This window comes from Stenotrophomonas sp. 62841_Sma, from assembly GCF_056482945.1.
In genome coordinates, this window is record NZ_CM151224.1 from 2,558,261 (window position 1) to 2,571,703 (window position 13,443).

At 67.5% G+C, this 13,443-nt stretch carries 12 protein-coding genes; 6 read left to right on the top strand and 6 right to left on the bottom strand.

All coding sequences use genetic code 11. The features are described from left to right. Positions 1–171 precede the first annotated feature (171 nt). The 4 genes from ACZK5G_RS11900 (at position 172) to blaL1 (ending at position 5,013) form a co-directional block, all read left to right on the top strand. Complete coding sequence (locus ACZK5G_RS11900) at positions 172–696, top strand: RNA polymerase sigma factor (RefSeq protein WP_478463438.1); 525 nt, start codon at positions 172–174, stop codon at positions 694–696. Next, a complete protein-coding gene (locus ACZK5G_RS11905) occupies positions 693–1,544 on the top strand; it encodes a FecR family protein (RefSeq protein WP_478463439.1) in 852 nt (283 codons plus the stop codon). Before ACZK5G_RS11900 ends, ACZK5G_RS11905 begins: the two co-directional genes overlap by 4 nt. A gap of 71 nt (positions 1,545–1,615) precedes the next feature. Then, positions 1,616–4,045, top strand: coding sequence for a TonB-dependent receptor (locus ACZK5G_RS11910; RefSeq protein WP_478463441.1), 2,430 nt, complete (start codon positions 1,616–1,618; stop codon positions 4,043–4,045). 95 nt (positions 4,046–4,140) lie between these two features. Then, complete coding sequence (gene blaL1, locus ACZK5G_RS11915; RefSeq protein ID WP_478463443.1) at positions 4,141–5,013, top strand: L1 family subclass B3 metallo-beta-lactamase; 873 nt, start codon at positions 4,141–4,143, stop codon at positions 5,011–5,013. A 172-nt stretch (positions 5,014–5,185) separates the two neighbouring features. Here the strand turns inward: blaL1 and ACZK5G_RS11920 are convergent, their stop codons facing one another. From ACZK5G_RS11920 to ACZK5G_RS11930, 3 genes are all read right to left on the bottom strand, one after another. Beyond that, positions 5,186–5,725, bottom strand: coding sequence for a DUF411 domain-containing protein (locus ACZK5G_RS11920; protein ID WP_478463445.1), 540 nt, complete (start codon positions 5,723–5,725; stop codon positions 5,186–5,188). Between the two features lie 116 nt (positions 5,726–5,841). Continuing rightward, positions 5,842–6,177: a hypothetical protein gene (locus tag ACZK5G_RS11925; protein ID WP_478466518.1), complete on the bottom strand. Its 336-nt coding sequence runs from the start codon at positions 6,175–6,177 to the stop codon at positions 5,842–5,844. A gap of 25 nt (positions 6,178–6,202) precedes the next feature. After that, positions 6,203–8,488: an FdhF/YdeP family oxidoreductase gene (locus tag ACZK5G_RS11930; protein ID WP_478463446.1), complete on the bottom strand. Its 2,286-nt coding sequence runs from the start codon at positions 8,486–8,488 to the stop codon at positions 6,203–6,205. 243 nt (positions 8,489–8,731) lie between these two features. Here ACZK5G_RS11930 and fdhD point away from each other — a divergent pair, with 243 nt between their 5' ends. Then, positions 8,732–9,580, top strand: a complete 849-nt coding sequence (fdhD, locus tag ACZK5G_RS11935; RefSeq protein WP_478463448.1) for a formate dehydrogenase accessory sulfurtransferase FdhD — start codon at positions 8,732–8,734, stop codon at positions 9,578–9,580. 38 nt (positions 9,581–9,618) lie between these two features. On the opposite strand, the gene ACZK5G_RS11940 is transcribed toward fdhD, so the two are convergent. After that, complete coding sequence (locus ACZK5G_RS11940; RefSeq protein WP_478463449.1) at positions 9,619–10,155, bottom strand: carboxymuconolactone decarboxylase family protein; 537 nt, start codon at positions 10,153–10,155, stop codon at positions 9,619–9,621. Between the two features lie 105 nt (positions 10,156–10,260). Here ACZK5G_RS11940 and ACZK5G_RS11945 point away from each other — a divergent pair, with 105 nt between their 5' ends. Next, positions 10,261–11,142 (top strand): AraC family transcriptional regulator, encoded by an 882-nt coding sequence (locus tag ACZK5G_RS11945; RefSeq protein ID WP_478463451.1) that lies wholly within the window; start codon positions 10,261–10,263, stop codon positions 11,140–11,142. A 117-nt stretch (positions 11,143–11,259) separates the two neighbouring features. Here the strand turns inward: ACZK5G_RS11945 and ACZK5G_RS11950 are convergent, their stop codons facing one another. Further along, complete coding sequence (locus tag ACZK5G_RS11950) at positions 11,260–11,817, bottom strand: TetR/AcrR family transcriptional regulator (protein ID WP_049422177.1); 558 nt, start codon at positions 11,815–11,817, stop codon at positions 11,260–11,262. A 4-nt stretch (positions 11,818–11,821) separates the two neighbouring features. Continuing rightward, positions 11,822–13,354: an MFS transporter gene (locus ACZK5G_RS11955; RefSeq protein ID WP_121503404.1), complete on the bottom strand. Its 1,533-nt coding sequence runs from the start codon at positions 13,352–13,354 to the stop codon at positions 11,822–11,824. Positions 13,355–13,443 lie beyond the last annotated feature (89 nt).

A 13,443-nucleotide genomic window follows, 5' to 3' on the forward strand; every position in this document is an offset into this window, starting at 1 on the left:
CCGTGGCCGATTCTGCGCTCCAGCCGATGATCGTGGATTCACTTTCCAGGCGCGGCGAACAATCGCCCTGGCGATCGCGGCATGGCAAACGAGAACAGTTCCCATTAGTATTGCGTCATTGCGCAGGGATGACCTCCCGGCACCCGCCTTTCACCCTTGCTGCCCGTCCGGATGTCCCAGCCGACACTTCCCCGCCCACCTGCGCTGCCGCTGGTGACCTCGCTGGTGCGCCACTACGAGGAACTGGTGGACTACCTGCATCGCCGGTTCCGCTCGCCCGGGCTGGCCCGCGAAGTGGTGCACGATATCTGTGTGCGCCTGCTGGAACGCCCGGCCGCGCATGACGCCCGCCAACCGATCGCGCTGCTGCGCAGGATCGCCCACGATGCGGCGGTCGACCGCTGCCGCGCCGAGGACCTGCGCCGGCACTGGGTAGAGCCCCGCGCCGAGCTTCCCGAAGGCGCCTGCGAGCGCCCCGGACCCGAGCGCCAGGCGCAGGGCCAGCAGGCGCTGCAGCGGCTGACCACCAGCATCGAGCGCATGCCCTGCCGGCGGCAGCAGGTGTTCATCCTGCACAAGATCCACGAGCTGCCCCAGGCCGAGGTGGCGCAGCGGATGGGCATCGGCCTGAAGGCAGTGGAACGTCATCTGCGCCTGGCCATGGCCGACTGCCGGCTGCACGGTGCGCTGCGGTGAGCCCTGCATCACCCGATCCGGCACCGCCGTCGGCGCCCGCCGAACCGTCCGCCGAGGACACGCTCGATCAGCACCGGGAGGCACTGAAGGAGCGTTTCCCGTTGCCAGGCCCGGAGCAGTTGCAGCGGCGCCGCGGCGGATCTGGCGCAAAACGGGTACTGCCGGTGCTGTTGCTTGCGGCCGGAGCGCTGCTGTTGACCGACCCGGCCTGGCAGGTGCGTGACTACCAGACCGCCGTCGGCGAGCGCCGCGACATCGAGCTGCCGGACGGCAGCCGCGTGCTGCTCGACGCGGGAACCCACCTGCAGGTCCGTCACCATCTGCGTTCGCGGCAGGTGCTGCTGGCGCAGGGCCATGCGCGCTTCGAGGTGCAGCATTCGGCGTGGCGCCGCTTCCAGGTCGATGCCGGGCCGGTACAGGTACGCAACTACGGCACGGTGTTCGATGTTGACCGCCAGGGCGATCTCAGCGAGGTCACGCTCTGGCGCGGCGAGGTCGGTGTCAGCGTTGATGGCGGCGGCACCGAGCAGCGGCTGAAACCGGGGCAGCGCCTGCTGGCCCAGCCCGGGTCGCTGTCTCCTCCGGAAGCCGTGGATCCGGACCGGGCCGACTGGACCACCGGCCGGCTGCAGTTCGACCGCATGCCACTGAGCGAGGTGCTGCTCATCCTGCAGCGCTATCACGACCGTCCGATCGTGCTGGACGACCCGGCACTGGGTCCGCTGCAGGTGTCGGGTGTGTTCGATGCCGATCGTGCCGAGACGGCGGTCGCGCTGTTGCCGGAGATCCTGCCGGTCCAGGTGCATACCGCCGCCGACGGCAGCCTGCATCTGCGCGCCCGCGATTGATTGCCACGCCGAGGGTGGGTTGCGCGCCGTCCCATCCGGCAAGTGCTTGAACCCTTCCGAAGGACCCCCGCATGACCCGCCCTGTTCCGCCCGCCGCGCTGCGCCGGCTGGCCCCCACCCTGCTCGCCGCCTGCCTGTGTGCGGCGCTGCCCGCCACCGCGCAGACCGCTGCGTCCGCACCCGTCGAACTGCACCTGCCAGCCGGCCCGCTGCAGGCTTCGCTCAACTCGCTGGCGCGCAAGAGTGGCATCCAGCTGCTGTTCGCGGCCGAGAGCGTGAGCGGCCGCAACGCGCCCGCCCTCGACGGCCGCTACACCCCGCACGATGCCCTGCAGCGCCTGCTGGCCGGGCAAGGCCTGGCGATGCAGGAGCGCTCACCGGGGGTGTTCGTGGTGAGTGCCGCGCCAGCATCGCCCAAGCCCCGCGCTCCGGCCCGGGCCACGTCATCGGTAGCGTCCCCAGCCACGACCACTTCGCTGGCGCGCGTTACGGTATCGGCCTCGACCGCGCGCATGCCGCAGGGCGAGACCGCGATGCCCAACACCATCACCGTGCTGACCCGCGAAGACATCGCCCAGCAGCTGGCATTGGGTTCGGATGTGTCGCGGGTGCTGTCGTCACAGATTCCGGCGTTTGCCCCGGCGCGCGAGAAGATGTCCAACTACGGCGAAACCATGCGCGGCCGCGGCATCCTGTACATGGTCGACGGCGTGCCGCAGTCGACGCCGCTGCGCGATGGCTCACGTGATTCGCACACCATCGATCCGGCCATGATCGAACGCATCGAGGTCATCCACGGCGCCAACGCACTGCAGGGCATCGGCGGTACCGGTGGCATCGTCAACATCATCACCCGCAGCGCGCCCAGCGAGCCCGGCGCCTTCCTGCTCGACACCAACGTCAGCTACAGCTCGGCCCTGCCCAGCCGCCACGATGACAACGGCCAGCGCGGCTCGGCACTGGTCGGCGTACGCGGCGAGCAGTTCGACCTGGTGGCCGGCCTGGCCTATGAGAAGCAGGGCCTGTACCACGACGGTGAGGGCCGTTCGATCGGCACCAACGCGCAGGGCGAACTGATGGATTCGACCTCGTCGAACGTGTTCGCCAAGCTGGGCTGGAACATTGCCGAGGGCCACCGCCTGCAGCTGATGGCCAACCGCTACGAGCTACGCGGGCTGGACAACTACCTGGCGGTGAACGGTGATTACCGCACCGGCCGCCCGACCATATCGGTGCCCGGCGATACGCCGCTGGATCCACCGATGAACCGCTCGCGTTCGTTGACGCTGGACTACAGCGCCGCCGACCTGCTCGGTGGCCGCTTCCAGGCGCAGGCCTTCGCGGTGGACTTCGAAGGCCGCTATGGCGCCAGCCAGTGGGACCCGTGGGGCAACACCGGCGCCAACGCCGCCTGGGACCAGACCCAGAACGAATCGGACAAGCGCGGCTTCAAGCTGACCCAGAGCTGGGCCCGCATCGCCGACACCACGCTGGACGTGACCCTGGGCCTGGACGGCCTGCGCGACCGCACCCACCAGGTGCTGCTGGCCAGCGGCATGAACTGGGTGCCGCAGACCACCTACCAGAGCCTGTCGCCGCTGCTGCAGCTGCACTGGTGGCCAACCGACCACCTGATGCTGTCCGGCGGCCTGCGCTACGAAAAGGGCGAGCTGGAAGTAGGCGACTACACCACCCTGCCCCGCTACGGCGCACGCAAGGTGGCTGGCGGCAAGCCGACCATGAGCGAGACCCTGCCCAACTTCGGCGCGGTCTGGTACATCAACGATCGCCTCAATGCCTACGCCTCGTATTCGGAAGGCTACACCGTGGCCGACGTCGGTCGCGTACTGCGCGCGATCAACCGCGACGGCCAGCGCGTTGACAATCTGATTGACCTGTCACCGGTGGTGTCGGACAACCGCGAGATCGGCCTGGAGTACGACGATGGTCGTTTCAGCGGTGACATCGCCTACTACACCTCCGAATCCAAGCTGGGCTCGGTGCTGATCTACGATCCGGGCATCGACGCCTATGCGGTGCAGCGCCAGGCCACCCGCGTGGAGGGCTTCGAAAGCAACCTGCGCCTGCGCCTGGGCGACAGCCGGCTGGGCCTGGGTTATGCACGCGCCAACGGCCGCTACGATGCCGACGTCGACGGCCGCCTCGACAGCGACCTGGCCGGCGTCAACATCGCGCCGAACCGGCTGACCGCGTTCTGGGAGCAGAGCTGGACACCACAGCTGAGCACCCGCCTGCAGGCCAGCCACGCCTTCGACCGCGACTTCGACCTGCGTGGCGCGCGGGTGGCGGAGTTCGAGGGTTACACCACGCTGGACCTGGTGGCTCGCTACGTACTGGACAAGCACAGCTTCACCCTGGGCGTGCAGAACCTGGCGAACAAGCAGTACATCAGCTACTACTCGCAGACCACGCCGTCGAACCCGAGCTATTTCTCGGGCCGTGGCCGGGTGCTGACGCTGGGGTGGCAGTACCGGTACTGAACCATAGCGCCCTTATGGGAGCCATGAAATCTATGCGCGACGCGATGAAGGAGGCCCATGCTAGTTTCTGGGCCTCCTTCAAACGGACGTGAACCATGCGTTTTTCCCTGCTCGCCGTCACACTGGCCGCTGTTCTTCCGGTCGCGCACGCCAGCGCAGCCGAGGCACCCCTGCCGCAGTTGCGGGCCTACACCGTGGACGCCTCGTGGCTGCAGCCGATGGCACCGCTGCAGATTGCTGACCACACCTGGCAGATCGGCACCGAGAACCTGACCGCACTGCTGGTGCAGACCGCCGAGGGCGCGGTGCTGCTCGACGGCGGCATGCCACAGATGGCCGGCCACCTCATCAGCAACATGAAGGCGCGCGGCGTGGCCCCGCAGGACCTGCGGTTGATCCTGCTTAGCCACGCACACGCCGACCATGCCGGGCCGGTGGCGGAGCTGAAGCGCCGTACGGGCGCCAAAGTAGCGGCCAACGCCGAATCGGCGGTGCTGCTGGCGCGCGGTGGCAGCGACGATCTGCACTTCGGTGATGACATCACTTATCCGCCAGCCAGTGTCGATCGCATCATCATGGATGGCGAAGTGGTCACCGTGGGCGGCATCGCGTTCACTGCGCACTTCATGCCGGGGCACACCCCGGGCAGCACCGCATGGACCTGGACCGATACCCGCGAGGGCAAGCCGGTGCGCATCGCCTATGCCGACAGCCTGAGTGCACCGGGCTACCAGCTGCAGGGCAATGCGCGCTATCCGCGCCTGGTCGATGACTACAAGCGCAGCTTCGCGACGGTGCGGGCGTTGCCCTGTGACGTGTTGCTGACCCCTCATCCGGGTGCCAGCAACTGGGACTACGCCTCCGGCAGCAAGGCCAGCGCCAAGGCACTGACCTGCAAGGCCTACGCGGATGCGGCCGAACAGAAGTTCGACGCACAGCTGGCCAAGGAAACAGCCCGCGCCCGCTGATTCTGTAGCGTCGAGCTTGCTCGACTGAAGCAGAGCAGTCGAGCAAGCTCGACTCTACAAAAAAGCAAGTCGAGTGTGGGCTCGACTCTACAAAGAGCAAGCCGAGCGTGGGCTAGGCTCTACACAGGACGCGTGGAAGGGTGCCGGTCAATACGACCGGCACCCGTGACCATCAGCCGCCCTGGCCGTGCTGCGCGAACGGCTCGGTGGTGCCATCGGTGCGCACCAGCTCGACGGTATACGGCTGCACGTAGCCGTCCGGCATTTCCATGCCCGGCGAGCCGGCCGGCATGCCCGGCAACACCAGGCCGCGCGCTGCCGGCCGCTCCGCCAGCAGTCGCTTGATGTCCTCGGCCGGGATGTGGCCTTCAACCACGTAACCACCGATCTCGGCGGTGTGGCAGGACGCCTTGCCGACCGGTACACCCAGCCGGACCTTGATCGGGTTCATGTCATCGGTATCGCGCACATCCACCTGGAAGCCTTCGGCCTTCAGGTGGTCGACCCAGATACCGCAGCAGCCGCAGCTGGCGGTCTTGTGCACGATGGCGATGGGCAGTGCCGGATCCACCTGCGACGGGCTGGCCTTGATCGGTGCCGCCGGGGCTTCGCTGGCAACCGGCGCGGCAGGCGATTCTTCGGCAGCACGCGCGCAGGCGGTGGTGGCCAGCACGGTGCCAAGCAGCAGGCCGAGGGAGAGAGAACGGTTCATGGTGTTGATTCCTTTGCAGATGCGGGCAACGCGGCCCGCTGCCTGCGCATCGAAGGCACAGGCAGAGTCGAGAATGAGTCGAGCAGCTACGGCAGGCGCTTGAGGCCTGCAGGGAATCACACGATGGGCGGCCGTAGCGGATCCGGCAACGGCGGCGGAGCGCGTTGCTGGGTGCTGGCTGGCAAAGGCGCCTCGCGCCAGGGTAACGCTGGCGTTCCGCTCAGGGTGGCCAGCATGCCGAGGCTGGCCGGTGGGCATTCGCACTCATTGCTCTGGCAGACCGTTGATGCTGCCTCGTCGCAGCATCCGGCCATGGCCGCCGGATGCGGTGCGGCGCAGTGGTCCGCGCTGGACTGCGCCGCGTACGAGGATGAGGCAACCGCAAGCGCCGGTGCATTCAGCACCAGGGCAAGGAGGAGCATCCATCGCAGCAGAAGGCCAGGCAGATTCACCCGCTGATGATAGCCGATGCGCGCGTCACGCAATCGCCGCCACCATTGCGCTCATCCGCACCGGGATCGACTTGGCCGCCGGGGTACCGCTGACCCGATCGTAGTAGTCCAGCGGCAGCAGCGGATTCAACTCGGGGTAGTAACCGGCCAGGGCGCCGCGTGGCATCGGGTAGTCCAGTACGGTCAGGCCCTCGATGCGCCGCTGCACGCCATCACCGCTGATGGTCTCCAGGCTGACCAGCGCCTCCTTCTCCAGCCCGCGCGCCAGCCGGTCCTCGATGTTCATGAACAGCACCATGCGATCGTTGTACACGCCGCGGTAGCGGTCGTTGTAGCTGTAGATGGTGGTGTTGTACTGGTCGTGCGAGCGCACCGTGGCCAACCGCAGCATCCCGGGATCGTCCACCGGCGCGTCCACGTCCAGGCCTGGCATCACCAGGATGTTGGCCTTGCCGTTGGGCGTGGGCCACACCCGGCGGCGCGGTGGAATGTCCAGGTGGAAGCCATGCGGCTGCTGGATGCGCTCGTTGAAGCCGGTGTAGACCTCCGGGTACACCGCCGCGATCAGCTCCCGGATGGGAGCGTAGTCATGCATGCACCCCGCCCAGTCGACCTTGCTGTGCGGCAATGTTGCCATCGCCATGCGGCAGACGATCTCGACCTCCGGGAGCACGTCCGTGCTGACCGGCTCGAGCACGCCGCGCGAAGCGGTCACGTTCGACATCGCGTCCTCGATGGTGACGAACTGCTCGCCGGCAGGCGTAACGATGCGCTCCGAACGCGCGACCACCGGCAGGATCAAGGCATCGCGGCCGTGCACCAGGTGACCGCGATTGAGCTTGGTGGCGATGCCGACCGTCAGCTCCAGGCCGCGCATGGCCTCGTACGCGCGCGGCGTATCGGGCACGGCGTGGATGAAGTTGCCGCCCATACCGATGAACACCTTGGCGCTGCCGTCCAGCATCGCCTCGATCGATTCGACCACGTGATGACCGTGCTCGCGCGGCGGATCGAAGCCGAACACCTGCTGCACGCGATCCAGATAGGCCGGCTTGGGTTTCTCGTCGATGCCGACGGTTCGGTCGCCCTGCACGTTGGAATGGCCACGGATCGGCCCGATGCCGGCGCCGGGCTTGCCGAAGTTGCCACGCAGCAACAGCAGGTTGGCCACCTGCTGCAGCAGGGTCGAACCATACTGATGCTGGGTCAGGCCCATGCCATAGCAGATCACCGTGGCCTTGGAGCGGATGTAGATCTCGGCGCAGCGGCGGATCTGCGCCTGGGTGATGCCGGAGACCTCCACGATCTCGCTCCAGTCCTGTGCCATCACGTCCGCGCGCAGTGCGTCCAGGCCTACCGTGTGCTCGGCCAGGAAATCGTGGTCAAGCACGCGCTCACCCTGCGCCTCGCGTTCGAACATCACCTTCATCATGCCCTTGATCAGGGCCAGGTCGCCGCCGATGCGGATGTGCACGAACTCGCTGGTGATCTCGGTCGAACCGAACGTGGCCATCTGCACCACATCCTGCGGTTCGGCGAAACGGATCAGCGCGCGCTCGGGCATCGGGTTGACCGCCACGATCGGGATGCCGCGTTTGCGCGCCTCGACCAGGTTGCTCATCATCCGCGGCGAATTGGTGCCGGTGTTCTGGCCGATCACGAAGATCGCCTCGGCGTGCTCGAAATCCTGCAGCACGATGGTGCCCTTGCCCACACCGATGGCCGGCGGCAGGCCACGGCTGGTCGGCTCGTGGCACATGTTCGAGCAGTCCGGGAAATTGTTGGTGCCGAACTCGCGCACGAAGATCGAGTACAGGAACGCGGCTTCGTTGGGTGTACGGCCGGAGGTGTAGAACTCGGCCTGGTGCGGGCTGTCCAGCGCCTGCAGATGATGGCCGATCAAGGCAAACGCCTCGTCCCAGCTGCACGGCACGTAATGATCGGTGGACGCGTCGTAGCGCATCGGCTCGGTCAGCCGGCCCTGCATCTCCAGCCAGTAGTCGGTCTGCGCCATCAGTTCGGTGACGGTGTGCTGGGCAAACAGCTCACGACCGGCACGGAACTGCGTGGCTTCCCAGGCCAGTGCCTTGGCGCCGTTCTCGCAGAATTCCAGTTTCTTGCGCTCGTCGGCATCGGGGAACGCACAGCTGGGGCACTTGAAGCCACCGGGCTGGTTCATTGCCAGCAGCGCCTTCGAGCCCTTGCCGATCACGCTCTGCTGCAACAGCACCTTGGCCGTGGCACCGGCGGCACCCCAGCCACCGGCTGGCTGGTTGTAGGGCTTGTAACGCGGCGGCTTCTGCTCGGACATGTTCGGGAACCTGGCGGGTGGAACACAACAATCAACGGCGCGGGATGGGCCGGATGCGGCTTCTGCAGCGCGGCCAGCCCCGCAGTCAAGCACGGACAAGGCCGCTTCGCCAGAGGCAGACGCTGTTTTCAGCGCAGCCTGCCATGACAACGGTTACACCCGCGTCAGCGCCCGGCCACTGCGCTATTCTCGAAGCCGTGGGTGGTCCACCACCTGCGTATTTCCCTTGCCCGGACGCGCTGCATGCCTGACTCGACCCCGCCGCACACCCCGCCTGCCGGCACGGCCCAGCGCCCGTTGCAGCGCTGGCGCAGCGAGGGGCACCAGCAGCAGGTCGACGTGGTGGCCGAGGAAGTGCCGGTTGCACTGCGCTACAACGGCGCCGCCTTCGCAGTGATGATGGCCACGCCCTGCGACCTGGAAGACTTCGCGCTGGGTTTCTCGCTCAGCGAGGGGCTGATCAATACGCCCTCGCAACTGCTGTCGATCGAGGTCCGCCCGCAGCTGGAGGGCATCGAACTGCAGATGACCGTTTCCGAAGACGCACCCGGTGCCGATCTGGATCCGGCCAATGGCCGCCTGCTGCCCGGTCGCGGTGGCTGCGGCCTGTGCGGCACGCGCCAGCTGGAGGATGTGCTGCGCCCGCTGCCGCAGATCCGCGAGCGCCGCACCTATCCTCATGCCGCGTTGCAGCGGGCGCTGGCCACGCTGGCGCAGCATCAGCCGATGAATGCGGTGAGTGGATCGACGCACGCCGCGGCCTGGGCCGATGCCAGCGGGCGGATTGGCTGGGTGCGCGAGGATGTGGGCCGTCACAATGCGTTGGACAAGCTGATCGGCGCCCTGCATCACAACGAGCACGCCATCGACGGCGGGTTGCTGGTGATTTCCAGCCGCGCCAGCTATGAGATGGTCAGCAAGGCGATACGTGCGGGTGCCAGCGTGCTGGCAGCGGTGTCGGCGCCGACCGCGCTGGCGATCGACCTGGCCCGCAGTGCCGGACTGTGCCTGGTCGGGTTCGCGCGGGAGAGCGGGTTCAATGTGTATACCCATCCCGAACGGCTGCAGGCGGACGCCAGCCACGATAACTGAGAACGGCCGGGAGCAAGACGCCCCCGGCCTGATGGACCTCAGCGCAGCGCCACCTTGGGGAAGTCCACCGGCACGTCGAACGCCACGTTGACGTAGTTGGTGAACAGGTTGAGCGCCACATGGGCAAGGATCTCGACGATCTGCTCGTCATCGAAGCCGGCTGCGCGCAACGCCTGCACATCACTGTCGGCGATCTGCGCACGTTGCTCGACCACCTTCAGCGCGAAGTCGAGCGCCGCCGAAGTGGCCGGATCGCTGGACTGGCCGATCTGCGCGGCAGCCATCTGCTCGCTGCTGGCGCCGGCCTTGCGACCCAGCGCCGTGTGCGCGGCCAGGCAGTATTCGCAGGCATTGCGGTTGGCGATGGCGACGGCGATCTGCTCGCCCAGCAGCGGCGACAGGCGACCGCCGCCCAGTGCGCCGAACGAGCCCCACATGCTCTGCAGGGCGGCCGGCGAATTGGCCACCGCGCGGAACATGGCCGGAGTGGCGCCGAACGCGGCGTGGACCTGGCCCAGCAGGGCCTGGCGGTCGGCGGTGGTGTTGGCGACATCGATCAGGGGGACACGGGACATGGTGGATCTCCTTGGGAAAGCGCCCAGATTGGACGACCCGCTCATCCTAGGTAGACTCATTGGACGAATCAGGCCATATCAGCCACATCTTTTGTCCATGCGTCCATGAGCACTTCCCTCGACACCACCGCGCCCGACCGCCTCTCCTCTCTGCTGGAACGCTTCCGGGTGCAGGCCGCGCTGTTCCACAGCGGACCTCTGTGCGGGCGCCATGTCTTCGAGCCGCAGCCCGGTCGGGCGTTCCTGCACATCCTGCGCCAGGGTGAAATGGAGGTCCGTCATCCCGACGGCGATACCGCGCTGCCGCGGTTGAAGATCGACACCCCCAGCCTGCTGCTGTACCCGCAGCCGCTGCATCATGTGTTCTTCAATGCGCCGCTGGATGGCCCGGACTTCACCTGCGCCACACTCGACTTCGATGGCGGCGCGCGCAATCCCATCGTGCAGTCGCTACCGCCGGTGATGGTGGTGCCACTGGCCGCGATCAGCGAACTGGACGACACCCTGCATCTGCTGTTCACCGAGGCCGACCGCCAACGCTGCGGTTCGCGGCTGCTGACCAACCGGCTGTTCGAAGTGGCGCTGATCCAGATCCTGCGCTGGGTGGTGGATCATCCCGATGCGGCCGGGGTCAGCCACGGGCTGATGCGCGGGCTGTCCGACGCACGGCTCGCACGCACGCTGGTGGCAATGCACCAGGCGCCACAGGACGAGTGGACGCTGCCGCGCATGGCCGCCACCGCTGGCATGTCGCGCAGTGCGTTCGCAGCGGTCTTCAAGGAGGTGATGCAGGCGACGCCGGCCAGTTATCTGCTGGATTGGCGGCTGAGCCTGGCCTGCGCGCAGTTGCGTGCGGGCGTGGCGGTCAAGCAGGTGGCGATCGAGGTGGGGTTTGCCGATACCGCGTCGTTGTCGAAGGCGTTCCGCAAGCGGTTGGGGGCGTCGCCCAGGGCGTGGTTGGCGGCGACCGCAGCACAGGCTGGGTAAATGGATGAGGGGTAGAGTCGACCGCTGGTCGACTATCGCGCGAAGCGCGGGGTTTTCGTGAGCAGCCGACCAGCGGTCGGCTCTACCAAGAGCGGCGTCCCCGCGTCGGTCGACGGCTCAGCTGGACGTCCCATCAGACTTCGCCAGCAGCCCGGCGATGCGCTCCGCCACCTGGGCGCGCACGCTTTCATCCAGCTGCCCTTCGTACATCGCTTCGTAGATCCACAGGCCATCGGCCGCCAGCCGCGCTACGAAATTGTCGAGCGCAGCCGGGTCATTCTGTCCGGCCGACGGCGGCAACGGTGCCCAGCGCCGCACAGCCGGTCCCCACGGACGCTCGTCGGCGTCCGGGTCGGCCGATTCGAGCATGAACATCAGCTCGGCGCGGGTGGCGCTCTGCGCCGACACGCGCACGAAGGTCTGGTAGCGCTCCAGCGCCGATGCTTCCTCCGCACGCTTGCCCAGCAGCGTTTCCATCGACGTCTCCCAGGCCTGCACCAGATGCTCGTCGATGCCGCGCAGCAGCGCCTCGCGCGACGGGAAGTGGTACAGCAGGCCGCCGCGGGTCAGCTTGGCCTCGGCCGCCACCGACTCGAAGGTCACCGCGCGCACGCCGTCACGATTGATCACGTTGACGGCGGCGTCGAGGATGCGGTCGCGCTTGCTGGTTCTCATCGCGTCATTTTACGCGATCGGCCGCACCCTCGCGGCCACCGACGCGCCCCCGCAGCAGGCGCGCGATGATCGCCGCACCCACTGCCAGCACCACCGTGATCACCAGCAGCACGATCTGGTAGCCACGGTCATATGCGGCCGCAGCCAGCGCGAACCACTCGCCCTGCCCGCTTTCGCGTGCGGCATGCAGCGCCTGCGTGAAGCCCTCTCGGGCAAGCTCGGGCATGTCCGCCGAGACCGGCAGGAAGGCACCGTACATTGCCGCACTCAGGCTGCCCAGCATCGCCACCGCGAGCAGGCCACCAAACTCGTAGGACACCTCTTCCACCGACGAGGCCATGCCCGCGCGGTGCGCCGGTACGTTGTTGAGGATGGCAGTGGACGCCACCGAGATGGCCGAGCCCATGCCGAAACCGGTGATCGCCATGCCCGCCACCACCCAGCCGAGGCCGTGCGGGAAGCCGAACGCCACAACACCGACACCCACGGCGCCAGCCGCCAGGCCACCACAGATCAGCGGACGCAGGCCCACGCGGTGCAGGATGCTGCCGCCCAGCAGTGCACTCGGCAGGCTGCCCAGCGCCGCCACCGATACCAGCAGGCCTGCCTGCAGCGGCGTGAAGCCCGCCACCAGCTGGAAACGCTGGGTGGTAACCAGCTGCAGGCCAGCCATCGCGAACAAGGTGAATACCGCCGACAGCGTGCCGGCCAGGAACGCCGGATTGCGGAAGATCGCGAAGTCCAGCAAAGGGTACGGCAACTGCCGCTGGCGACGTGCAAACGCCGCGCCGCTGATGACGGCCAGCAGCAGCGCACCGGCACCCAGCGCATACGACGGCGGCGTGGCGATCAGCGACTTGATCGCCAGCACCAGGCCGGACAGCGCCGCCAATGCCAGCAACGAAGACACCAGGTCCCACGGCCGCGAGGTATCGCGCTGGCCTTCCGGTGCCAGCAGCAGGGTAGCGACGAAGGCCACCACCACCACCGGCACGTTGATCAGGAACACCGAGCCCCACCAGAAGTGCTGCAGCAGCCAGCCGCCGATGATCGGACCCAGCGCTGCACCGACGATGGCCACCGAGCCCCAGATCGCGATGGCAATGTTGCGCTCGCGCTCTTCGTGGAAGCTCAGGCCGATCAGCGCCAGCGTGGCCGGCATCATTGCCGCCGCACCGACCGCCAGGAATGCACGGGCGGCGATCAGCTGCGCCGCTGTACCAGCGAACGCCGCTGCCAGCGAGGCGATGCCGAACACCACCAGGCCGATCAGGAACATGCGGCGGTGGCCGATGCGGTCGCCCAGCGTGCCCGCGCCCAGCAGCAGGCCGGCCATCACCAGCGGATAGGCGTTGATGATCCACAGTGCCTGGCCGGCACTGGCCGAGAGTTCCTCGGTCAGGGTGGGTAGTGCGGTGTAGAGCACGGAGTTGTCGAGCGTAACCAGCAGCAGGCCGGCGGCGACGGTGAACAGCAGCGCCCAGCGACGGGCACGCGACAGGGCCGGAGCACCGGCCAGGGGCTGGGACAAAGCCATGGGAGAACCTGGTGGGATGGAGTACGGCCATAACTATACAGGATGTCCTGTATAGTTATGATCTTCGGAATCCACCGGTTCAGGGTCTG

Coding starts and splice junctions, on each gene's coding strand:
- blaL1 (WP_478463443.1), top strand. CDS start 4,141: ATGCGTTTTTCCCTGCTCGCCGTCACACTGGCCGCTGTTCTTCCGGTC.
- ACZK5G_RS11910 (WP_478463441.1), top strand. CDS start 1,616: ATGACCCGCCCTGTTCCGCCCGCCGCGCTGCGCCGGCTGGCCCCCACC.
- ACZK5G_RS11955 (WP_121503404.1), bottom strand. CDS start 13,354: ATGGCTTTGTCCCAGCCCCTGGCCGGTGCTCCGGCCCTGTCGCGTGCC.
- ACZK5G_RS11920 (WP_478463445.1), bottom strand. CDS start 5,725: ATGAACCGTTCTCTCTCCCTCGGCCTGCTGCTTGGCACCGTGCTGGCC.
- ACZK5G_RS11945 (WP_478463451.1), top strand. CDS start 10,261: ATGAGCACTTCCCTCGACACCACCGCGCCCGACCGCCTCTCCTCTCTG.
- ACZK5G_RS11940 (WP_478463449.1), bottom strand. CDS start 10,155: ATGTCCCGTGTCCCCCTGATCGATGTCGCCAACACCACCGCCGACCGC.
- ACZK5G_RS11900 (WP_478463438.1), top strand. CDS start 172: ATGTCCCAGCCGACACTTCCCCGCCCACCTGCGCTGCCGCTGGTGACC.
- ACZK5G_RS11950 (WP_049422177.1), bottom strand. CDS start 11,817: ATGAGAACCAGCAAGCGCGACCGCATCCTCGACGCCGCCGTCAACGTG.
- ACZK5G_RS11930 (WP_478463446.1), bottom strand. CDS start 8,488: ATGTCCGAGCAGAAGCCGCCGCGTTACAAGCCCTACAACCAGCCAGCC.
- fdhD (WP_478463448.1), top strand. CDS start 8,732: ATGCCTGACTCGACCCCGCCGCACACCCCGCCTGCCGGCACGGCCCAG.